At 70.6% G+C, this 21,765-nt stretch carries 20 protein-coding genes; 18 read left to right on the top strand and 2 right to left on the bottom strand.

What is annotated here, in order from left to right; all coding sequences use genetic code 11:
* The first annotated feature begins 26 nt into the window (after positions 1-26).
* The 17 genes from ACIBW9_RS33250 to ACIBW9_RS33170 all read left to right on the top strand — a co-directional run bounded on the left by ACIBW9_RS33250 (position 27) and on the right by ACIBW9_RS33170 (position 18,247).
* Positions 27-1,043 (top strand): lytic transglycosylase domain-containing protein, encoded by a 1,017-nt coding sequence (locus ACIBW9_RS33250; RefSeq protein WP_398960723.1) that lies wholly within the window; start codon positions 27-29, stop codon positions 1,041-1,043.
* Positions 1,044-1,281: 238 nt separating this feature from the next.
* Complete coding sequence (locus ACIBW9_RS33245) at positions 1,282-2,280, top strand: sigma-70 family RNA polymerase sigma factor (protein ID WP_398960722.1); 999 nt, start codon at positions 1,282-1,284, stop codon at positions 2,278-2,280.
* A gap of 613 nt (positions 2,281-2,893) precedes the next feature.
* Entirely contained in the window at positions 2,894-3,841 is a 948-nt protein-coding gene (locus ACIBW9_RS33240) for an ABC transporter ATP-binding protein (protein ID WP_351467125.1), read from the top strand.
* Positions 3,838-4,608, top strand: a complete 771-nt coding sequence (locus ACIBW9_RS33235; protein WP_099932182.1) for an ABC transporter permease — start codon at positions 3,838-3,840, stop codon at positions 4,606-4,608. The genes ACIBW9_RS33240 and ACIBW9_RS33235 overlap by 4 nt, the downstream gene beginning before the upstream one ends.
* A 3-nt stretch (positions 4,609-4,611) precedes the next feature.
* The gene (locus tag ACIBW9_RS33230) at positions 4,612-5,415 is read left to right on the top strand and encodes an ABC transporter permease (protein ID WP_115909980.1); all 804 of its coding nucleotides are present in this window, start codon (positions 4,612-4,614) and stop codon (positions 5,413-5,415) included.
* A 5-nt stretch (positions 5,416-5,420) separates the two neighbouring features.
* Positions 5,421-6,656 (top strand): MCE family protein, encoded by a 1,236-nt coding sequence (locus ACIBW9_RS33225; protein WP_398960721.1) that lies wholly within the window; start codon positions 5,421-5,423, stop codon positions 6,654-6,656.
* Positions 6,653-7,690 carry an MCE family protein gene (locus ACIBW9_RS33220; RefSeq protein ID WP_398960720.1) on the top strand — a complete coding sequence of 346 codons (1,038 nt, stop codon included), beginning with the start codon at positions 6,653-6,655 and terminating at the stop codon, positions 7,688-7,690. Before ACIBW9_RS33225 ends, ACIBW9_RS33220 begins: the two co-directional genes overlap by 4 nt.
* A gap of 260 nt (positions 7,691-7,950) precedes the next feature.
* On the top strand, positions 7,951-8,931 hold the full coding sequence (locus ACIBW9_RS33215) for an MCE family protein (protein ID WP_398960770.1): 981 nt from the start codon (positions 7,951-7,953) through the stop codon (positions 8,929-8,931).
* A gap of 17 nt (positions 8,932-8,948) precedes the next feature.
* On the top strand, positions 8,949-10,055 hold the full coding sequence (locus ACIBW9_RS33210; protein WP_398960769.1) for an MCE family protein: 1,107 nt from the start codon (positions 8,949-8,951) through the stop codon (positions 10,053-10,055).
* Positions 10,052-11,338 (top strand): MCE family protein, encoded by a 1,287-nt coding sequence (locus tag ACIBW9_RS33205; protein ID WP_398960719.1) that lies wholly within the window; start codon positions 10,052-10,054, stop codon positions 11,336-11,338. Before ACIBW9_RS33210 ends, ACIBW9_RS33205 begins: the two co-directional genes overlap by 4 nt.
* The gene (locus tag ACIBW9_RS33200) at positions 11,335-12,606 is read left to right on the top strand and encodes an MCE family protein (RefSeq protein ID WP_398960718.1); all 1,272 of its coding nucleotides are present in this window, start codon (positions 11,335-11,337) and stop codon (positions 12,604-12,606) included. Before ACIBW9_RS33205 ends, ACIBW9_RS33200 begins: the two co-directional genes overlap by 4 nt.
* On the top strand, positions 12,579-13,079 hold the full coding sequence (locus ACIBW9_RS33195; RefSeq protein ID WP_398960717.1) for a hypothetical protein: 501 nt from the start codon (positions 12,579-12,581) through the stop codon (positions 13,077-13,079). Before ACIBW9_RS33200 ends, ACIBW9_RS33195 begins: the two co-directional genes overlap by 28 nt.
* A 25-nt stretch (positions 13,080-13,104) precedes the next feature.
* A complete protein-coding gene (locus ACIBW9_RS33190; protein WP_398960716.1) occupies positions 13,105-13,791 on the top strand; it encodes a hypothetical protein in 687 nt (228 codons plus the stop codon).
* A 180-nt stretch (positions 13,792-13,971) separates the two neighbouring features.
* Complete coding sequence (locus ACIBW9_RS33185) at positions 13,972-14,811, top strand: TIM barrel protein (RefSeq protein ID WP_398960715.1); 840 nt, start codon at positions 13,972-13,974, stop codon at positions 14,809-14,811.
* Positions 14,812-14,989: 178 nt separating this feature from the next.
* Positions 14,990-15,883, top strand: a complete 894-nt coding sequence (locus ACIBW9_RS33180) for a 2-hydroxy-3-oxopropionate reductase (protein ID WP_398960714.1) — start codon at positions 14,990-14,992, stop codon at positions 15,881-15,883.
* A gap of 160 nt (positions 15,884-16,043) precedes the next feature.
* A complete protein-coding gene (locus tag ACIBW9_RS33175; RefSeq protein WP_398960713.1) occupies positions 16,044-17,516 on the top strand; it encodes a catalase in 1,473 nt (490 codons plus the stop codon).
* A gap of 491 nt (positions 17,517-18,007) precedes the next feature.
* Positions 18,008-18,247 carry a hypothetical protein gene (locus ACIBW9_RS33170; RefSeq protein WP_030940469.1) on the top strand — a complete coding sequence of 80 codons (240 nt, stop codon included), beginning with the start codon at positions 18,008-18,010 and terminating at the stop codon, positions 18,245-18,247.
* Positions 18,248-18,533: 286 nt separating this feature from the next.
* On the opposite strand, the gene gcl is transcribed toward ACIBW9_RS33170, so the two are convergent.
* Positions 18,534-20,318 (bottom strand): glyoxylate carboligase, encoded by a 1,785-nt coding sequence (gcl, locus tag ACIBW9_RS33165; protein ID WP_398960712.1) that lies wholly within the window; start codon positions 20,316-20,318, stop codon positions 18,534-18,536.
* Between the two features lie 192 nt (positions 20,319-20,510).
* Between gcl and ACIBW9_RS33160 the strand changes: the two genes are divergently transcribed.
* The gene (locus ACIBW9_RS33160) at positions 20,511-21,206 is read left to right on the top strand and encodes a hypothetical protein (RefSeq protein WP_398960711.1); all 696 of its coding nucleotides are present in this window, start codon (positions 20,511-20,513) and stop codon (positions 21,204-21,206) included.
* 67 nt (positions 21,207-21,273) lie between these two features.
* On the opposite strand, the gene ACIBW9_RS33155 is transcribed toward ACIBW9_RS33160, so the two are convergent.
* Positions 21,274-21,711, bottom strand: a complete 438-nt coding sequence (locus ACIBW9_RS33155) for a hypothetical protein (protein ID WP_398960710.1) — start codon at positions 21,709-21,711, stop codon at positions 21,274-21,276.
* Positions 21,712-21,765: the final 54 nt, after the last annotated feature.

Below are 21,765 nucleotides of genomic sequence, written 5' to 3'. Positions count from 1 at the left end.
GGAGTTCTCAGGGAGGGGACCGCAAGGTGACAGGGCGCAGGGTCAGGCGGGTCAGGGGTACGGCGGTGGCAGCGGCGGCGATGGCGGCGCTGACCGCCTCGCAGGCGCCGGGGGCGATCCCGGCACGGGCGGACGCGCCGGTGGCGCAGCCCGCCGGGCACGGGCCCAGCGTGTCCGGCGACGCCCCGTACCGCACGGAGCTTCCCCCGCTCACACGGAAGCACGAGGGCCACGAGGACGGGGCACCGGCGGTCGCGGGCGGCGCGGTGCCCACGACGGTCTTCGCCGCGTACCGCCGTGCGGAGGCGCAGCTCGCGCGTACCGCCCCCGGCTGCGGGCTGCGCTGGCAGCTGCTGGCCGCGATCGGGCAGGTGGAGTCGGGGCAGGCGGACGGCGGCCGGGTGAGCGGGGACGGCACGACCGTGACGCCGATCCTGGGTCCGCGTCTGGACGGCGGTGCGTTTGCCGTCGTAGCGGACACGGACGGTGGTGCGTACGACGGGGACACGGTGTACGACCGTGCGGTGGGCCCGATGCAGTTCATTCCGTCCACCTGGGCGCGCTGGGGAGCGGACGGCAACGGCGACGGGCGGGCCGATCCGAACAACGTCTTCGACGCGGCGCTCGCCGCCGGGCGGTATCTGTGCGCGGCCGGCGGGGACCTGTCCGAGCAGACGGGGCTGGACCGGGCGATCCTCGGCTACAACCACTCTCAGGCCTATCTGCGCACGGTGAAGGCCTGGTACGCGTACTTCCTGGAGGGGCACACGGTGGTGCCGGACGGCTCCACGGGCTCGTCGGTACGGCCTTCGACGCGTCCCGGACCCTCGCATCCCGCGAAACCGGCCGCGACCCCGAAACCGACGCCGAAGCCGTCCCCCCGGCCGGCCTCCACCCCGTCCCTGCCCGCCTCTCCGTCCCCGTCCAACTCCCACCCGACAGCCGGTACTTCACCCGAACCCCTCACCCCGATGCCCACCCCGTCCATCGCCCTGCCGACCGGGAACGTGCTGCCCAGCGGCCTCCCACTGACCGGCGGCTGACCAGTAACGGCGCGGACTCGATGCCCGCTCCCCCCTCCACAACCGCCCCTACCGGGCGGTAATGTCGCCCTCCGCCGGGCTGGGACGAGACCGGTGGGTGCGCCTGTGCCATGTCACCGGCCGGATCGGCGGACGGCGTCCGGTGCGTGCGATCGCAACGCGGCGAGCGTGCGTGCCGGGTGTCGTGCGCCGATCCGGCCGGTGACACGACACGGGCGGTGAGCGCAAAGGGGCCCTCATGGCGACGGAGATGCCTGCGGAGGCAAGAGCTGCCGACGAGCGGTGGCGACGCATGTGGAGCCACCGTGAGCAGCTGCTCAGGGTGGCCCGGCGCAGGTCCATGAGCCAGGAGGACGCCGAGGACGCGGTGCACGAGGCGATGCTGCGGGCTGCCGAGCGGCCGGATCTGGACGACGACCGGCTCGGGGCGTGGCTGACGACGGTGACCATGCGGTTGTGCGTCGACCGCTACCGGCAGGTCAACCGGGAGGCCGAGGTCCACACCAGCCCGACGCTGATCGCGCCCGGGCCGGTGCCGGTGGAGGAGGCCGTGTGCGACCGGGCGGAGGCCAGGTGGCTGGCGGTGCGCAGCGGTGAGCTGCCGGCCCGGCAGGCGGAGGCGCTGCGGCTGAAGTCCGAGGACCTGGACGTGAGCCAGGTCGCGGTGCGGATGGGGCTCAGCTACCGGACCGTCGAGTCGCTGCTGGCCAGGGCCCGGCGGACGCTGCGGGCCTCGCTCGCCGGGACGCTCGGGTTCGTGCTGTTCCTGTTCGGGCGGGGGCGGCTGCGGGCGGGTGGCAAGGCGCAGGCGGTGGCGGTCACATCGACGGCCGCCACGCTGGTGGTGGCGGGCTTCGTCCTGCCGTACGCCCTGGACGGCGGCCATCCGGCCACGACTCCCCCGCCGGCCGCGTCCCCCGCCCCCGGGAAGGCCGCCGAGATGGTACGCCCCGCAAGCGCCGGCCACACGCCCACCGCGAAGGCCCGCGAAAGGTCGACGTCGGCATCGACCCCGTCGACCGCCCCCCACAAGGGCTCCCTGCTCCCGCTCTCGGTCCCGCCCCTCCCGAAGGCCTCACTGACCCCGGTCCCGGCGGTCCCCGAGGTCCCGAACCTACCGAGCACCCCCGCCCTGCCGAACGTCCCCACCCCGGCGACGACCTTGCCCAGCCTCCCGAAGGCCCCGGCCATCCCGCCGGTCTCACTCCCGGCACCGACGCCAACCGGACTGCCGTAACAGCGGCAGCCGCACCGCCGGCGCCTAACGTGCCGAGGTAACTGCGGGAAGCCGCGCCGCCCGGCGCCGAGGTAACTGCGGTCGCGCCGCCCGGCGCAGGCCGTGCCGCCGTAACTGCGAGCACTCGTGACCGGCGCCGTCGCATGCTGCTCCAGCTGCGACCAGTCGCACCGCCAGCACCGCCCTTCCCGCCCTGGCTGCGACCACTCACACCACCGGCACCCCCCACCCCGCCCTGGCTGCGACCACTCACACCACCGGCACCCCCACCCCGCCCTAGCTGCGACCACTCACACCACCGGCACCCCCACCCCGCCCTAGCTGCGACCACTCACACCACCGGCGCCGCCCCTCCCGCCGCAGCTGCGGGCAGTCGTGCCGCTGGGGCGGCACCCGTCCCACTGAAAGCGGCACCGTCCCACGCGGGCCCCCACCCCGACGCCCAACCTTCGGCCCCCCAGCCCCCAAGCGCCTCGCACCGCACCCGCCCCCCAAGCCGCCGCAGGCACCCCGTACACCCCTGAGAAAAAAATCCGCCTCCCCGCGACGGACCCCCCGCCCCTCCCCGTAGAGCAGATGTCGGAGCTGCTCCACGGGCCGAGAGGTGGACCGGATGGGTGTCGAGATCTGTGTGGAAGGGCTGACCAAGTCCTTCGGTCACCAGGTCATCTGGCAGGACGTCTCGCTGACGCTGCCCGCCGGGGAGGTGTCCGTCATGCTCGGCCCCTCAGGCACCGGCAAGTCGGTGTTCCTCAAGACGCTCGTCGGGCTGCTGAAGCCGGAGCGGGGCAGTGTGAAGATCGCGGGGCGGGACATCACCCGGCTGCGCGAGCACGAGCTGTACGAGGTGCGGAAGCTGTTCGGCGTGCTGTTCCAGGACGGCGCGCTGTTCGGCTCCATGAACCTCTACGACAACATCGCGTTCCCGCTGCGCGAGCACACCCGTAAGTCCGAGAGCGAGATCCGGCGCATCGTGCTGGAGAAGATGGACATGGTCGGGCTCATCGGCTCGGAGGCGAAGCTGCCCGGTGAGATATCCGGTGGCATGCGGAAACGGGCCGGGCTCGCCCGCGCCCTCGTCCTCGATCCCGAGATCATTCTCTTCGACGAGCCCGACTCCGGTCTCGACCCCGTCCGCGTCGCCTATCTCAACCAGCTCATCGTCGACCTCAACGCCCAGATCGACGCGACCTTCCTGATCGTCACCCACGACATCGCCTCCGCCCGCCAGGTGCCGGACAACATCGGGCTGCTGTTCCGCCGCGAGCTGGTCATGTTCGGGCCGCGCGAGGAGCTGCTGACCAGTGACGAGCCGGTCGTCAGACAGTTCCTGAACGGGCGGATGCAGGGCCCGATCGGCATGGCGGAGGAGAAGGACGCCGCCCAGGTCGAGCAGGAGCTGGCCGCGCTGAGCGGCAGCGAGACCGCACAGACACCCGGCAGCCAGGCTCTCACTCCCCGCCTGCTGCCGGGGCCGGGCATCACCCGGCCACCACGCTGGGAGGCGATCGCCCGGCGGGAGGCGGAACTGCGGCGCCGGAAGGCGGTGGCGGACGTATGAGACTGTCGCCGACCGGAGCGCTGCGGCAGTCGGGGAACCTGTTCGCGATGGCGCTGGACGTCGTCCGGACGATGCCCCGACGGCCGTTCCAGGCAAGGGAGTTCATCCAGCAGGCCTGGTTCGTCGCCAGCGTCACCATCCTGCCGACCGCCCTCGTGTCCATCCCCTTCGGGGCGGTCATCGCCCTGCAGATCGGCAGCCTCACCCGGCAGCTCGGCGCCCAGTCCTTCTCCGGGGCCGCCTCCGTCCTGGCGGTGCTGCGCGAGGCCTCGCCGATCGTCACCGCGCTGCTGATCGCGGGCGCAGGCGGCACCGCCATCTGCGCGGACCTCGGGGCCCGGAAGATCCGCGAGGAGATCGACGCCATGCAGGTCCTCGGCATCGATCCCATCCACCGGCTGGTGGTGCCGCGGGTGCTGGCCTCGATGGTGGTGGCGGTGCTGCTCAACGGGCTGGTGTCGGTGGTCGGCGTCGCCGGCGGCTATTTCTTCAACGTCGTCCTGCAGAACGGCACCCCGGGCGCCTACCTCGCCTCCTTCACCACCCTCGCCCAGCTCTCCGACCTGTGGGCGGCGGAGATCAAGGCGCTGGTCTTCGGGGCGATCGCGGCGATCGTCGCCTCGTACAAGGGACTGACCGCGAAGGGCGGCCCGAAGGGTGTGGGCGATGCCGTGAACCAGTCGGTGGTGATCACCTTCATGTTGCTGTTCGTGACGAACTTCGTGATGACCGCGGTGTATTTCCAGGTCGTCCCGCAGAGGGGTTGAGGCATGGCGCTGTTCAGCAGTCTGGAGGAGCTCGGCCGTCAACTCTCCTTCTACGGACGGTCGTTGGCGTGGACGGGCCGTACCGTGCGCCGGTACAAGAAGGAGATCCTGCGGCTGCTCGCCGAGGTGAGCTTCGGCCGCGGCGCCCTCGCCGTCGTCGGCGGCACGGTCGGCGTGATCGCCTTCCTGTCGTTCTTCACCGGCACCGAGGTGGGACTCCAGGGGTACGCGGCGCTCAACCAGCTCGGCACCTCCAACTTCGTGGCGTTCCTCTCCGCGTACTTCAACACCCGTGAGATCGCCCCGCTGGTCGCCGGACTCGCGCTGTCCGCGACCGTCGGCGCGGGCTTCACCGCCCAGCTCGGCGCGATGCGGATCAGCGAGGAGACCGACGCCCTGGAGGTCATGGGCGTGCCCTCGCTGCCGTTCCTGGTGACCACGCGGATGATCGCCGGGTTCGTGGCCGTGATCCCGCTGTACGTGATCGGGCTGCTGTCCTCCTACCTCGCCGCCCGCACGATCACCACCGGCTACTACGGGCAGTCGGCGGGCACCTACGACCACTACTTCCAGCAGTACCTGCCACCGGTCGACGTGCTGTGGTCCTTCGGGAAGGTGCTGGTCTTCGCCGTCCTGATCATCCTCGTGCACTGCTTCTACGGCTACTACGCGAGCGGCGGCCCGGCAGGGGTCGGCGTCGCGGTGGGCCGTGCCGTGCGCACCTCGATCGTCGCCATCAACGTCCTTGATTTCTTCCTCTCGTTGGCCATCTGGGGCGCCAACACGACCGTACGGATTGCGGGGTGAACCGTATGAGGGTGTGGAGACTGCGGTTGTACGGCGTGGTGTTCCTCGCCGTGCTCGCCCTGCTGCTGTCGCTGTCCGTCGCCGTGTACCGGCAGGCGTTCACGCCGGTCGTACGGATCAGGCTGGAAGCCGACAGCCTCGGCAACCAGCTCGACCCGCGCGCCGACGTCAAACTGCGCGGCCTGCAGGTCGGCGAGGTGCGCTCGGTGCACGCCGACGGGCGGAAGGCGACACTCGACATCGCGCTCAAGCCGGAGTACGCAGCCGACATCCCGTCGGACGTACGGGCCCGGCTGCTGCCCAAGACGCTGTTCGGCGAGAAGTACGTCGACCTGGTCGCCCCCGCCCGTTCCTCGGCCCGGCCCATCCGCGCCGGTGACGTCATCACGCAGGACCGCACCCGTGTCGGCATCGAGCTGCAGCAGGTGATGAACGACCTGCTGCCGCTGCTGCGGACCGTGCAGCCCGGCAAGCTCAACGCCACGCTCTCCGCGTTCGCCACCGCCCTGGAGGGCCGCGGCGACCGGATCGGCGAGAACCTCACGCGCGTGGAGGAGTATCTGCACCGCCTCAATCCCCATCTGCCGTCCCTCACCGAGGACTTCGCCCGGCTGGCCGATGTCGCCCAGGTGTACGGCGACGCGGCGCCGGACCTGATGGAGATCCTCCGCAACACCGTGACCACCAGCCGCACGCTGGTCGCGGAGCGGGACCGGCTGGCGTCGGCCCTCACCACGACGGCGGGTGCCGCCGGCACCGCACAGGACTTCCTCGACGAGAACGGCGACCGGTTGATCACCCTGGGGCAGGTCTCCCGCCCGACCCTCGAACTCTTCGCCCGCTACTCCCCCGAGTACCCGTGCCTCTTCGCAGGCCTGGTCCACGAGGAGCAGGCCTCCGAGCAGGCGTTCCGGGGCGGCAAGATGCACATCACGCTCGAGGTCGTACGGCAGCAGGGGGCGTACCAGCCCGGCGAGGAACCGCGCTACGCCGACCGGTCCGGACCGAACTGCCGGGATCTGCCGCATCCTTCGGTGCCCGCACCGGGGTTCCACTTCAACGACGGCTCCCGGCACGGCGGTTCGTCCGGTCCGCTCGGTGTCTCCGCCACCCGGGCCGAACAGCAGGCGGTCGGCTCGCTGGTGTCGCCCGTGCTGGGGGTGCCCGCCGACGAGGTCCCGCCGGTCGCGACGCTGCTGTTCGGGCCGATGGCACGCGGGACGGCGGTGAGCGTCGTATGAGGACCTCGGCAGCGCGGCAGACCGCCGCTCCCCTCATCAAGTTCAGCCTCTTCGCGCTGGTGACGATCGTGGCGACGGCCCTGCTCGCCGCCACCATCGTCAACCTCTCCTTCACTCCCGACCGCACCTACCGTGCCGTCTTCAGCGATGTCACCGGGCTGGAGAAGGGCGACGACATCAGGGTCGCCGGAGTGCGGGTCGGGCAGGTGCAGGGCATCCGGATCAAGGACCGTACGCTGGCGGAGATCACCTTCAGCGTCGGCGCCGACCGGCCGCTGCTCACCAGCACCCACGCCGTCATCCGCTACCGCAACCTGGTCGGGCAGCGTTACGTGGCTCTGACCGAGGGCGCGGGTGACGGCACCCCGCTGAAGCCCGGCGGCACCATCCCGCTGCGGCGGACGCAGCCGGCGCTGGACCTCAACGCCCTGCTCAACGGCTTCAAGCCGCTGTTCGCCGCGCTCAGCCCGCAGGACGTCAACCAGCTCGCCACCGAGATCATCAAGACCCTGCAGGGCGAGGGCGGCACGGTCAACAGTCTGCTGGCGCACACCGCTTCGCTCACCACGACCCTGGCCGGCCGGGACAAGCTGATCGGCTCGGTGATCGACAACCTCAACACCGTGCTGAAGACGCTGGACAAGCGCGGCTCCCGTTTCTCCGAACTGATCGGGCAGCTGCGGCGGGTGATCTCCGGGCTGTCCGCCGACCGGAAGCCCATCGGCCAGTCGCTGGCGAGCATCGGCGATCTGACGGACGCCACCTCGGGGCTGCTGAAGGACGCGCGGCCGCCACTGAAGGACGACATCGCCCGGCTGACCGATCTCACCGGCACGCTGAACGACAACGAGAAGACCGTGGAGGGCGTCCTGCAGCGGCTGCCGAACAAGCTCAACGCACTGACGGGGACCGCGTCCTACGGCTCCTGGTTCAACTTCTATCTCTGCGACTTCGACGGCCGGATCGTGCTGCCGAAGACCAAGCAGGCGCTCACCCCCGATCTGCACGTGGCGAGGGCGAGGTGCGGATCGTGAGCCGGAAGACCCGCCCGGAACCGCTGATGAAGGTCCGCATCGACCGGCCGAAGCTGCCGAGGCCACGGCTGCCCCGGCGTGCGCCCCGGCCGCAAAAGCCGGAACCGCTGATGAAGGTGCGCATCGACCCGCCTCGCCTGCGGCGCCCGAAGCCGCAGCCACAGCCGCTGCCGCGCCCGGCGGCACCGCGCCCGCAGCCCATGATGAAGGTGCGCATCGACCCGCCCAGGCTGCCGCGCATACGGATAGGGCGGCCCCGCCTGATCCCGTTCCGCGAACGCAACCCGGTGGTCATCGGGGCCGTCGGCCTCACCGTCCTCGCCCTGCTGACCGTGGCCGCGTTCAACGCCGACAGCCTGCCCTTCATCGGCGGCGGCGACACGTACAGCGCGGCCTTCTCGGAGGCCGGCGGCCTCAAGCCCGGTGACGAGGTGCGGATCGCCGGGGTCAAGGTCGGCAAGGTGGAGACCGTCGACCTGGACGGCGACCACGTCAAGGTCACCTTCAAGGTCAAGGGCGATCCCGGCCTCGGCACCGACACCGGCGCATCGATCCGGATCAAGACGATCCTCGGCGCGAAGTACCTCGCGCTGCAGCCCGAGGGGCCGGGTCAGTTGCGGGCGGGCAGCGAGATCCCACTGCGGCGCACCGTGCCGGCGTACGACGTCGTGCAGGCGTTCAGCGACCTGACCACCACCACGGAGAAGGTCGACACCGGGCGGCTGGCGAAGGCCCTGGACACCATCTCCGCCACCTTCCAGGACTCGCCCGCCGAGGTGCGCGCGTCCATCAAGGGCCTGTCGGAGATCTCCCGCACGGTGGCCTCCCGCGACCGGGCCCTCGGTGAGCTCCTCGACCACGCCAACGGCACGACCGGTGTGCTCGCCGACCGCTCCAAGGACTTCACCGCGCTGGTCAAGGACGGCGACCAGCTGTTCAGGGAGATCAGCAGGCGGCGGGAGGCGATCCACAAACTGCTGAAGACCTCCGCCGCGCTCGGCATCGAGCTCTCCGGGCTGGTCCAGGACAACGAGAAGGAGATCGGGCCCGCGCTCGAGGGCCTGAAGCGAGTGGTGCAGATGCTCGAACGCAACCAGGCAAGCCTCGACCGCAGCGCGCAGTTGCTCGCGCCGTATGTGCGGGTCTTCACCAACGCCCTGGGCAACGGCCGATGGTTCGACTCCTACGTCCAGAACCTGGTCGCCGCCCCGGTGACACCTCGGACGGGAGGTTCACAGTGAGGCGCCTGAAGACACGCCTGGCGGTGCTCACCGCACTCGCCCTGGTCGCCGCCCTCACCTATGTGCTGTGGCCGAGCCCCGAGCCGGTGCGCGTCACCGCGTACTTCCCGCGCACGGTCGGCATCTACCCCGGCTCGGACGTCCGCGTCCTCGGCGTCCGCATCGGCGAGGTCAAGAAGATCACGCCCGAGGGCGAGCGGGTGCGGGTGGAGCTGGAGTACGACCACGGGCGTAAGGTGCCCGCCGACGCCCGGGCCGCGATCATCAACTCCTCGGTGGTCAGCGACCGTTATGTGCAGTTGCTGCCGGTGTACCGGAAGGGTCCGGTCATGCACAGCGGTGCCGTCATCCCCGAGAACCGCACCGCCGTACCCGTGGAACTGGACCGGATCTTCGACAGCCTGCACACCACGGCCGAGGCCCTGGGCCCCAAGGGCGCCAACAAGGACGGCTCCCTCTCCCGGCTGCTCGGGGTGAGCGCGGACAACCTCGACGGGCAGGGCGCGAACCTCAATCGGACCGTCCAGGACCTGTCGCAGGCAGTCACCACCCTGTCCGACGGGCGCAAGGACCTGTTCGGGACGGTGCGGAACCTCCAGGTGTTCACGGCGGCCCTCGCGGCCGACGACAAGAGCGTGCGGTCCTTCAACACCAGTCTCGCCGACGTCGCACAGCAACTCTCGGGTGAGCGTCAGGACCTGGCGGACGCCCTGACGAACCTGGGGACGGCGCTCGCCGACGTGTCCGCGTTCGTCAAGGACAACAAGAAGTCGCTGACCTCGGACGTGAAGGGCCTCAGCAAGGTGACCAAGGTGCTCGTCACCCAACGGGCCGCCCTGGACGAGCTGTTGCGGGTCGCCCCCACGGGTCTGTCGAACCTCAACAACGCCTACAACCCGTCCTCCGGCACCCTCGACACCCGCAACAACGCCCAGCAGGCACAGGACCCCGCCTCGCTGCTGTGTTCGATCCTGCGCACGACCGGCGACGAGGGCGGCAAGAACCCCGACTGCACGCAGCTGAAGAAGCTCTTCGACTCACTGCCCGAACTGCCCACCCAGGGCACCGCGGTGACCGGCACGGTCGACAAGACCCTCGGCGGGATCCTGGGGGCGAGCGCATGAGCACACGACGCAGGGCCGGGGCGCTCGCCTGGGCGGCGGCCGGTTCGCTGCTGCTGTCGGGCTGCGAGTTCAACGGCTGGTACGACGTCCCGCTGCCCGGCGGCGCGGCCGACGACGGACACGCCTACCACGTCACCGTCGACTTCCGTGACGTCCTCGACCTGGTGCCGCAGTCCGCGGTGAAGGTCGACGACGTCACCGTGGGCGCGGTGGAGAAGGTGGAGCTGGACGGCTGGCACGCGCGCGTACGGCTGCGGGTCGCCGACTCGGTGAAGCTGCCCGCGAACGCGGTCGCCGAGCTGCGGCAGACCAGCCTGCTCGGCGAGAAGTACGTGGCGCTCGCCGCCCCGAGCGGCACCGCCCCCGTGGGCCGGCTCCGCGACGGCGACCGCATCCCGCTCTCCCGCAGTGGCCGCAACCCGGAGGTCGAGGAGGTGCTCTCCGCACTGTCCGCCCTGCTCAACGGCGGTGGGGTCGCCCAGCTGAAGACGATCACCGTGGAGCTGAACAAGGCCCTGGACGGCCGGGAGAACCGCGTCAGATCACTGCTGAAGGAGCTGGACACGTTCGTCGGCGGACTCGACAAGCAGAAGGCCGACATCATCCGCGCGATCAAGGCCGTCGACCGGCTCGCCGGGCGGCTGGGCAAGGAGAAGAAGACCATCGCCGAGGCCGTCGACACGATGCCGCCCGCCCTGAAGGTCCTCGCCGACCAGCGGCGCAATCTGACGAAGATGCTCACCGCCCTGTCGAAGCTCGGCAAGGCGGGCACCAAAGTCGTCCATGCCTCGCACGACGACACGGTCGCCAACCTCAAGGAGCTCCGGCCGATCCTGCAGCAGCTGAACAAGTCGGGCAACGACCTGCCCAACTCCCTCGAGCTGCTGACGACTTACCCGTTCCCGCGCAACGCCGTGGACGCCGTCAAGGGCGACTACGTCAACCTGCACATCACCGCGGACCTCGATCTGGCGGATCTGTACGGGAACGTGACGGGCGGCAACTCCGGCCACCGCAACGGCGGTTCGCCGACGCCGGGCGGCTCCCCCGCACCGGGCCTCCCACATGTGCCGGGCGTCCCGACGCCGGTGCCGCTGCCCGGCACGCCGAGCCTGCCGTCGTCGCCGTCCGTGCCGTCGTCACCGTCGGGCGGCGGTGGGCCGCTGTGCCCGCCGGTGTGCACGAGCAGCTACACCACCGGCGGCTACACGACCGGAGCAAGGCCGCCCGAGGGCGTCGACCTCGCGCTCGCCGAGCTGATGCTGAAGGGGGTCCAGCCGTGATCACTCGTACGGTCAAGGCCCAGCTGGTGGCCTTCGCCGCCGTCACCGCGGTCGGGGTGTCCTACGTCGGCGCCCGGTACACCGGCCTGGTGGACGAGGTGCTGAGCCGCGGCTACACCGTGCAGGCCGACTTCGCCGACTCCGGGGGCATCTTCCCCGGCGCGGAGGTCACCTATCGCGGGGTGCCCGTGGGCAAGGTCGGCGCGCTGCGGCTGAGCGGCTCCGGGGGAGTCTCGGTCGCCCTCGACATCAAGGACGGGGCGCCGCGCATCCCGGCGGACACCCTCGCGGTGGTGGCGGACCGCTCGGCGGTGGGCGAGCAGTACGTCGATCTGCAGCCGCGCACCTCCCGCGGCCCGTACCTGCTCGACGGCAGCGCCATCCCGCGCGGCAGCACGCGCGTGCCGCTGCCCACGACGGACCTGGTCCTGAGCCTGGACCGGCTGGTGAACTCGGTCGGCAAGAACGATCTGCGCGTCACCGTGGACGAGCTGGGCAAGGCCTTCGACGGCACCGGCCCGAACCTGAGCCGTCTGGTGGACTCCGGCAACGCGCTCGTCGAGTCCGCGTCCCAGTCCCTGCCCGAGACGATCTCGCTGATCGAGAACTCGCGGAAGGTCCTCAAGACACAGGCCGACCAGGGCTCGTCCATCAAGTCGTTCGCGCACGATCTGGCGGCGCTCAGCGCGCAGTTGAAGTCCAGCGACGGGGACCTGCGCAAGGTGATCGGCAACGCGACACCGGCCGCGCAGCAGGTCGACTCGCTGCTGAAGTCGACCGGCCCCGGCCTCTCGGTCCTGCTCGCCAACCTGATCAGCGGCGGCCAGGTCACCCGGGCGCAGCTGCCCGGCCTGGAGCAGGCCCTCGTCACCTTCCCGGCGCTGGTCGCGGGCAGCTACACGGTGGTCCCCGGCGACGGCACCACCCACTTCGGGCTGGTGGTGAACGCGGGCGACCCGCCGCCGTGCACCAAGGGATACGGCACCACCTGGCGCGACCCCTCGGACACCAGCACCCGCGCGGCCGACACCGGCGCGCACTGCACCGCCCCGCGCGGCGGCAAGACCTCGGTGCGGGGCGCGCAGAACGCGCCGGGCGCGACGTCCGGCGGCGCGAACCAGGCGGCGTACATCACGCCGTACGACCCGGACACCGGCACCGCGACCGGTCCGGACGGAAGGCCCGTCGAGATCGGCTCGACGGGCGGCCAGCAGACGGTGTTCGGAAAGGAGTCGTGGCAATGGCTGCTCGTCGGCCCGATGGCATGAACAGGGTCCTGACGGTGGGGCTGGTCGCGGCGACCGTCCTCACCGCCGCGGTCGCCGGCTGGTTCGGCTTCACGGTGCACGACCGGCACCAGGCGGAGCAGCGGCGGCAGGACCTCCTGGCCGCTGCCCGTCAGTCCGCGCTGAACTTCACCTCGCTCGACTACCGGCACTACGACCGGGACAGCGCGAACGTCCTCAAGGGCGCCACCGGTGACTTCAAGAAGCAGTTCACCGCGCAGACGGCACAGCTGACCAAGCTGGTGGCCGAGAACAAGTCGGTCTCCGAGGGGCAGGTCCTGGACGCCGGCATCGTCCGCTCCGACGCGCACTCGGGCCGCGTCCTGGTGGTCGCCGACAGCAAGGTCACCAACACCGCCGCGCCCCAGGGGCAGGCGCGCACCTACCGGCTGCAGCTCGACCTGGTGTACCGGGGCGGGCGCTGGCTGACCTCCGACGTCGAGTTCGTGGGCTGACGGGCCCCCAGTGAGGAGTACGACCATGGCGAACCCGACCACCCGGAGCCGCACGATGAGCGCGGCCGCCCGTGCGGCGGCCAAGCGCGCCAAGCGGGTGGAGCACCGGCAGCGGCCCGAGCCGCCGGCCCCGGACAGCTGGGACGACCCGCCGGAGCCGTCGCCGGAGCCGCTGGAACAGGACCCGGACACCTTGGTGGAGCCGGAGGGGAGCGCGCCCCCGCCGCCCCGCTCCGGGCGGCGGCTGCTCCCCGCCGTGCTCGGCGTCCTGCTGGTCGCGGCCCTCGTCGCCGCCTCGCTGCTCGGGTGGCAGTACGCGCAGGGACGGCAGGCGGAGAGCGCACGTTCGCAGGCGCTCGCGGCCGCGAAGAAGGCGGCACCGGTCGTCCTGTCGTACGACTACCGGCATCTGGACCGGGACTTCACCCGCGCCCGCACGCTGCTGACCGGGCACTTCAAGGACCAGTACGGGAAGACCACGACCACGGTGGTGGGGCCGACGGCGCGGAAGTACCACGGGGTGGTGAAGGCGACCGTCCCCGCGGCCTCCGTCGCCTCGGCCTCGCCGGACAAGGTCACGGTCCTGCTCTTCGTCAACCAGGTCACGCAGAGCACCCAGGTCTCGGGCTCCCGGCTGGACCTCAACCGGGTGCGGATGACGATGAACCGTACCTCCGAGGGCTGGAAGGTGAGCGCCGTGGACGCCCTGTGATCAGCCGCTTCACCGTGCCCCCGCGCCTTGTGCGCGGGGGCACTTTTTGTCCGGGCTTCGCCGGGCGCTCTTGACAGTCCTCACTGTCCACAGGCAGTCTTCCATTAAGCAGAAATCAACTTCCGCTATACGGAATAACCGAAGCAGTCACAGTCGCCACGGAAGGGAGCGCCGGCCCCCATGGGATTTGCAGAGCAGCGCTTCAACGTCAACCTGTCGATCCTCTTCACGGAACTCCCGCTCCTGGAGCGCCCCGCGGCCGCGGCCGCGGCCGGCTTCACCGCGGTCGAGCTGTGGTGGCCCTGGGTCGACTCCCCCACCCCCGAGCAGTCCGAGCTCGACGCCCTGAAGAAGGCCATCGAGGACGCGGGCGTCCAGCTCACGGGCCTGAACTTCTACGCCGGGCAGCTTCCCGGACCCGACCGCGGCGCCCTGTCGATCCCCGGCGAGGAGTCGGAGAAGTTCCGCGCCAACATCGAGGTGGCCGCGGAATTCGCCCGATCGCTCGGCACCAAGGCGCTCAACGCGCTGTACGGCAACCGCGTCGAAGGCGTGGACCCGGCCGAGCAGGACGCGCTGGCCCTGGAGAACCTGGTCCTCGCGGCCCGTGCCGCCGACCGGATCGGCGCGATCCTGCTGATCGAGACGCTCAACCAGCCCGAGTCGCCGCTGTACCCGCTGGTGTCCGCACCGGCCGGCATCGGCATCGTCGACAAGGTCAACGCCGCGACGGGGCTCGGCAACGCGAGGTTCCTCATGGACCTGTACCACCTGTCCATGAACGGCGAGGACCTGCCCTCGGTGATCGAGCGGTATGCCGCCGAGACCGGCCATGTGCAGATCGCCGACAACCCCGGCCGTGGCGCCCCCGGCACCGGCGCGCTCCCGCTGGAGGAGCTCCTCGACCAGCTCGAGAAGGCCGGATACGAGGGCTGGGTCGGCCTGGAGTACAAGCCGGGCGACCGGCCCAGTGCGGAGGCCTTCGGCTGGCTGCCGGTGGAGTACCGCGCCGCTCGCTGACGGCGTCGTCGGCTGGGGGCTGCCGCCCCCAGCCCCCGCTTTCGGCCTGAACGGCCTCGTCCTCAAACGCCGGACGGGCTGAATTTCGCCGGCCGCGCCAAGAAGTGCCGACCCGCGAAGTAGCGGCTCCGCCTCAATTCACAGACGTAGCAAAGCAGTTCAGAGAGGTACCCCAATCATGACCACAGCCCTCCCCAAGATCGCCTGGATCGGCCTCGGCATCATGGGCTCCCCCATGTCCGAGAACCTGATCAAGGCGGGTTACGACGTCACCGGGTTCACCCTGGAACAGGACAAGCTGGACCGGCTGGCGGCCGCCGGCGGCACCGCGGCCGGGTCCATCGCCGAGGCCGTGCGGGACGCCGACGTGATCATCACGATGGTGCCCGCGTCGCCGCAGGTCGAGGCCATTTCCTACGGCCCCGACGGCATCCTGGAGAACGCACGATCGGGCGCGCTGCTGATCGACATGTCGTCCATCACGCCGCAGACCTCCGTGGACCTGGCGAAGGCCGCCGCGGACAAGGGCATCCGGGTGCTGGACGCGCCGGTGTCCGGCGGTGAGGCCGGTGCCATCGAGGCCGTACTGTCGATCATGGTCGGCGGCGAGCAGGCCGACTTCGACCTCGCGAAGCCGATCCTGGAGGCGCTCGGCAAGACCATCGTGCTGTGCGGTCCGCACGGCTCGGGTCAGACCGTGAAGGCCGCCAACCAGCTGATCGTCGCCGTCAACATCCAGGCGTGCGCCGAGGCCGTGGTCTTCCTGGAGAAGTCCGGCGTGGACCTCAAGGCGGCGCTGGACGTCCTCAACGGCGGCCTGGCGGGCTCGACCGTGCTCACGCGGAAGAAGGACAACTTCCTCGCCCGCGACTTCAAGCCGGGCTTCCGCATCGACCTGCACCACAAGGACATGGGCATCGTCACCGACGCCGCCCGCAATGTCGGCGCCGCCCTGCCCGTCGGTGCCGTGGTCGCCCAGCTGGTCGCAAGCCTGCGCGCGCAGGGCGACGGCGGCCTGGACCACTCGGCCCTGCTGCGGGCGGTCGAGCGCCTCTCGGGCGCTCAGGTCTGAGACTTCCGGGTCGCGGCGCCGCTGACACCTGTCCTGTCGCGCCCAGGCGGTGCCGCGACCCGGAATCAACTTCAACAAACTGTTGACGCTCGACCCGCCCACTCTTAGGCTCCACAAAGCGGAAACAAGTTTCCGCTGACACCCGCACGGAAGGTCCACGATGTCGAAGCGCGTGCTCACGGCGAGAACTCTCACTACGGAGTCCGGCGCCCCGGTCGCAGACAACCAGCATTCCGCCTCCGCCGGCATCGGCGGCCCGCTCCTCCTCCAGGACCAGCACCTCCTGGAGAAGCTGGCGCGCTTCAACCGCGAGCGCATCCCGGAGCGCGTGGTGCACGCCCGCGGTTCGGGCGCCTACGGCTACTTCGAGGTGACCGACGACGTCACCGGGTTCACGTACGCCGACTTCCTGAGCACGGTCGGCAAGCGCACCGAGGTCTTCCTGCGCTTCTCGACGGTGGCCGACTCGCTGGGCGGTGCGGACGCGGTCCGCGACCCGCGCGGTTTCGCCGTCAAGTTCTATACCGAAGAGGGCAATTACGACCTCGTCGGGAACAACACCCCGGTGTTCTTCATCAAGGACCCGATCAAGTTCCCGGACTTCATCCACTCGCAGAAGCGCGACCCGTTCACGGGCCGTCAGGAGCCGGACAACGTCTGGGACTTCTGGGCGCACTCCCCCGAGGCCACCCACCAGGTGACCTGGCTGATGGGCGACCGGGGCATCCCGGCCTCGTACCGCCACATGAACGGCTACGGCTCGCACACCTACCAGTGGACGAACGCCGACGGCGAGGCGTTCTTCGTCAAGTACCACTTCAAGACCAACCAGGGTGTCCGATCGCTGAGCAGCGAGCAGGCCGCCGAGATCGCGGGCAGGGACCCGAACTCGCACCAGACGGACCTGCTGCAGGCCATCGAGCGCGGGGTGAACCCCTCCTGGACCCTCTACGTCCAGATCATGCCGGCGGCCGAGGCGGCGGACTACCGCTTCAACCCCTTCGACCTCACCAAGGTGTGGCCGCACAAGGACTACCCGTTGCAGCGCGTGGGCCGCCTGGTCCTGGACCGCAACCCGGACAACGTCTTCGCCGAGGTCGAGCAGGCCGCGTTCTCCCCGAACAACTTCGTGCCGGGCATCGGCCCCTCGCCGGACAAGATGCTCCAGGGCCGCCTCTTCGCCTACGCGGACGCCCACCGCTACCGTCTGGGCGTCAACCACACCCTGCTCGCGGTGAACGCCCCGAAGGCGACGACCGCGCAGAACTACGGCCGCGACGGCTTCATGGCGGTCAACGCGCAGGGCCGCGGCGCGAAGAACTACGAGCCGAACTCGTACGACGGCCCGGTGGAGACCGGCCGCCCCCTGTCCGCCCCGCTGGCGGTGACCGGCCACACCGGCACCCACGAGGCCCCGCTGCACACCAAGGACGACGACTTCTTCCAGGCGGGCGAGCTGTACCGGCTGATGTCCGCGGACGAGAAGTCCCGGCTGATCGCCAACATCGCCGGCGGCCTCTCCCAGGTCTCACGCGACGATGTGATCGAGAAGAACCTGGCCCACTTCCACGCCGCCGACCCGGAGTACGGCCGGCGCGTGGAGGAGGCGGTCCGCGCCCTGCGCGAGGACTGACCCACAGGCGGCCCGCGACCGCCGGACGGCCCGGATGAGGGGTGGCCGGCCGGCGGTGGCGGGCGAGGCGAGGACCGCGGCGGCGTGCGAGCCAGTGCGGTGGTGAAGGTCCGGGCGCCGCTTCTTCGACCTGAGGGAAGCAGCGCCGCGGCTCCGTCGCACCCGTCGCGGTCCCAGCCGCTTTCTGCTCCACCCCAGACTCCGTCCGGCGGCGCGAACGTTCTGTCGCGCCCAGCCTCGCACCGCCGGACGGCCACAACCGAAGACCTCACCGGCACGCGAGTGAGCCGAAGGGGTGCGCCGGTGTCGAGCCTGCGAGCGCGCGGAGGCCCGAAGGGCTGAGCACGGTCGCAGGCTCGACACCGGCTTTGGCACCCCGGAGGCGAACCGCGCATGAAAGCGCGCGGCGCCGGATGCGGACGGTCCCGCATCCGGCGCCTTTCGGCGTTCGTGGGGGTGCGGATCGACGCGGCCCGCAGGACGCTGAAGGCATGGCACATCCAACGGAGCATCCGCACATCGTGGTGCACTCGCCGGCCCTGGACGGCTCCCGGCGGGTCACGGAGGGCGACGAGACGCTGGGGATCGCCACGCACGTCGACGACGTCAGCGAGATCCTGCGCCTGGCCGACCTGTACGTCACGGACGTCGAGGAGAGCGACCTCATCGAGTGGCAGGGCGGCGGCCCGGACGACTGGCCGGGGCTGTCGGAACACCACGAGGGGCCGTGAGCACATGTGTACGCCTACGCCCTGGAACGTAGGACGTCTACGCAAACCTCAAATCCAGCTCTGAACATGGTTCAAGAAGCTTCAGCCGCACCCGCCCGAGGGCATATTCACGTCACATGGGGCCCGCCGACACGGGGGCGGCGGGCTCCATGACGGGGGAAACGGGAGATCGCACGGGGGAAACGGGGGATCTCACGGGGGAAACGGGGGCCGGCTCCTGGGGGCCGGGCATGCGAAAGGGGCGGTCCAACCGGCAGGTCGGACCGCCCCTCAGCTGTCTTCCGGGTCAGACCTTCAGGGTCCTGATCGACGTCGGGGCGTGCCCCGGCTCCGTCGCGAGCTCTTCGAACTCCACGACGTTGCTGATGTCGTTGGTGGTCGACATGGCGATGTTGGTGACGCGCTCCAGGATCGCCTCGACGACGACCGGCACCTGGAACTCGGCGGCGAGCTTCTTGGCCTGCTCCAGGGCCGCACCCAGCTCGTTCGGGTCGGTCACCCGGATCGCCTTGCAGCCCAGCCCCTCGACGACCTTGACGTGGTCGACGCCGTAGACGCCGAGTTCGGGCGAGTTGATGTTCTCGAACTCCAGCTTGACCTGGAAGTCGATGTCGAACGCCCGCTGCGCCTGCCGGATCAGGCCCAGGTAGGAGTTGTTCACCAGGACATGGACGTACGGGATCCTGTGCTGCGCGCCGACGGCCAGTTCCTCGATCATGAACTGGAAGTCGTAGTCGCCGGACAGGGCGACGACCTGCGCCTCCGGGTCCGCCTTCGCGACGCCCAGCGCGGCCGGGATGGTCCAGCCGAGGGGTCCCGCCTGGCCGCAGTTGATCCAGTGCCGCGGCTTGAAGACGTGCAGCATCTGGGCGCCGGCGATCTGGGAGAGGCCGATCGTGGAGACGTAGCGGGTCTCGGGTCCGAACGCCTTGTTCATCTCCTCGTAGACGCGCTGCGGCTTGATCGGGATGTCGTCGAAGTGCGTACGGCGCTGGAGAGTCGCCTTCTTCTCCTGTGCCGAGGCCGCCCACGCGGAGCGGTCGGGCAGCCTGCCCGCCGCCTTCAGCTCCCGCGCCACCTCGACGAAGAGCTCCAGGGCCGCCTTGGCGTCGGACGCGATGCCGTAGTCCGGGGCGAAGATCTTGCCGATCTGGGTGGGTTCGACGTCGACGTGGACGAACTTGCGGCCGGCCGTGTAGACGTCCAGCTTGCCGGTGTGGCGGTTGGCCCAGCGGTTGCCGATGCCGAGGACGAAGTCGGACTCCAGGAAGGTCGCGTTGCCGTAGCGGTGCGAGGTCTGCAGGCCCACCATGCCGGCGTTCAGCTCGTGGTCGTCGGGCAGGACGCCCCAGCCCATCAGGGTCGGGACCACCGGGGTGCCGGTCAACTCGGCGAACTCGACGAGCAGTTCGGCAGCGTCGGCGTTGATGACACCGCCGCCCGCGACGATCAGCGGCCGCGCCGAATCGTTCAACAGCCCGATCGCCTTCTCGATCTGGGCGCGGGTCGCGGCCGGCTTGTAGACCGGGAGCGGCTCGTACGTCTCCGGGTCGAACTCGATCTCCGTCAACTGGACATCGATCGGCAGGTCGATGAGGACCGGGCCGGGACGGGCGGAGCGCATCAGGTGGAAGGCCTGCTGGAAGACGCCGGGCACCTGGGCGGCCTCGAGGACCGTGACCGCCATCTTCGCGACCGGCTTGGCGATCGAGGCGATGTCGACGGCCTGGAAGTCCTCTTTGTGGATCACGGCGGTCGGGGCCTGGCCCGTGATGCACAGGATCGGGATGGAGTCCCCGGTCGCCGAGTACAGGCCGGTGATCATGTCGGTCCCCGCGGGCCCCGAAGTGCCGATGCAGACACCGATGTTGCCCGCGTGGGTGCGGGTGTAGCCCTCGGCCATGTGCGAGGCGCCCTCGACATGGCGGGCGAGGGTGTGGTTGATGCCGCCGGAGGCCTTGAGCGCCGCGTAGAACGGGTTGATCGCCGCGCCGGGCACACCGAACGCGTTGGTGACGCCCTCGCGTTTGAGGATCTCAACTGCCGCGCGGGCAGCGGTCATACGTGCCATCGAGTACTCCTGGTTCGGCTGTCGGACCAGCCCTCCCGTCGCGCCCCGCGGTGAGCTCTTCCGTAATCGACTTCCGTCCATAGTTTCCACATTGCGGAAACTATTTTCTACTATCTGGAAGCAATGTAAGTGGGCGGGGGAAGGCCGTCAAGAGACGGACAAGCGGGGGCCCGCTGGAGGACGATGTGAGCCATGTCAGAGAGCGTCTCGGTGCGCTGTCCGGCCTGCCGGCGCGAGCACCTCTATGCGGCGCCGTCGTACCCGTGCACCTGCGGGGCGCCGGTCGCCCCGCCGCTGGACCCGGACGGGACGGCGACGGCCGTCACCCATCGGGCCTGGGCGGAGGACTGGGTCACGCTGCAGTGCGGCTCCTGCGGCCGCCGCGACCAGTGGCCGCGCCCGGAGCTGGGCTGTGAGTGCGGGACGGTGCTGCGGATCGCGGTGGCCGGGCAGACCGCCACGGCACAGGCGAGCGCCGAGGCCGCGCCCGCCCCCGCCAAGCGCCGCCGGCCCTTCCAGCCCGTCACCATCCGCACCGCCCGGGACGCGGTGACGGCCGCCGCCGTGTATCTGCGCTGGCTCGGCTACCGGGACATCCGCCGGGCCGACCAGCGGCCCCCGTCCGGCATCGGCATCGCCGCGCGCGGCCTGCTGGCCCAGGTCGACCCGGCCGTACGCCCGGCCTCACTGCGGGACGTGGAGTGCCTGTGGCTGACCGCCATGACGGAGTCGGCGGCCTGCGCCTACTTCTCCCTGGCCGGCTACGCCACCGACGCCCGCACCCGCGCGGACACCCTCGGCGTCCCCCTGTTCGTCCTCGACCTCACGGGCACCCCGCAGCCGGTCAACAGCCCCGCCGACGAGCTGGACGCCACCGGGGTGCGGTAGTTCCGCACGCAAAGAGCGGGGGCGCCCTGGGCACCCCCGCTCGGGCGGTGTTCACGGAACGGCGGGTTCACTCCTCCCGCGCGCCGCGGTACCGCACCGCGAGCCGCGCGAGCGCCACCGCGCCGAGAAGCAGCCCGAAGTCCCGCAGCGCGATGTCGTAGTAGCCGGGGATGGTGAGCAGGTCGACGATGATGCCCGCCAGCCAGCCGGCCACCAGCCAGCCGCCGAAGCGCGGGGCCAGGGCGACCACGACACCGGCCACGATCTCGACCACTCCCACCGCGTACATGGCCGCCTGGGCGCTGCCCGGAACGATGTCGTCGATCCAGGGCGCGAGGTAGCCGGGCCAGTCGACGAGCAGGTTGGCGAACTTGTCCAGACCGAACAGGATCGGCGCCACGGTGAAACCGATGCGCAGGATCAGGAAGGCCTGGTAGCCGGGGTCGGCGAGCGCCGCATGCCGGGATGCGACGGGTGCGGGACCGGTGGTTGCGGAGGAGGCCATGACGACTCCTTCTATAGACAACGTTCATTACCTATAGAAGCCCGCGCTCCTTCT

Origin of the sequence: Streptomyces sp. NPDC049541, assembly GCF_044465725.1 — a bacterium.
In the GTDB taxonomy this organism is placed as follows: domain Bacteria; phylum Actinomycetota; class Actinomycetes; order Streptomycetales; family Streptomycetaceae; genus Streptomyces.
This window is presented reverse-complemented; position numbering and strand designations above follow the sequence as displayed.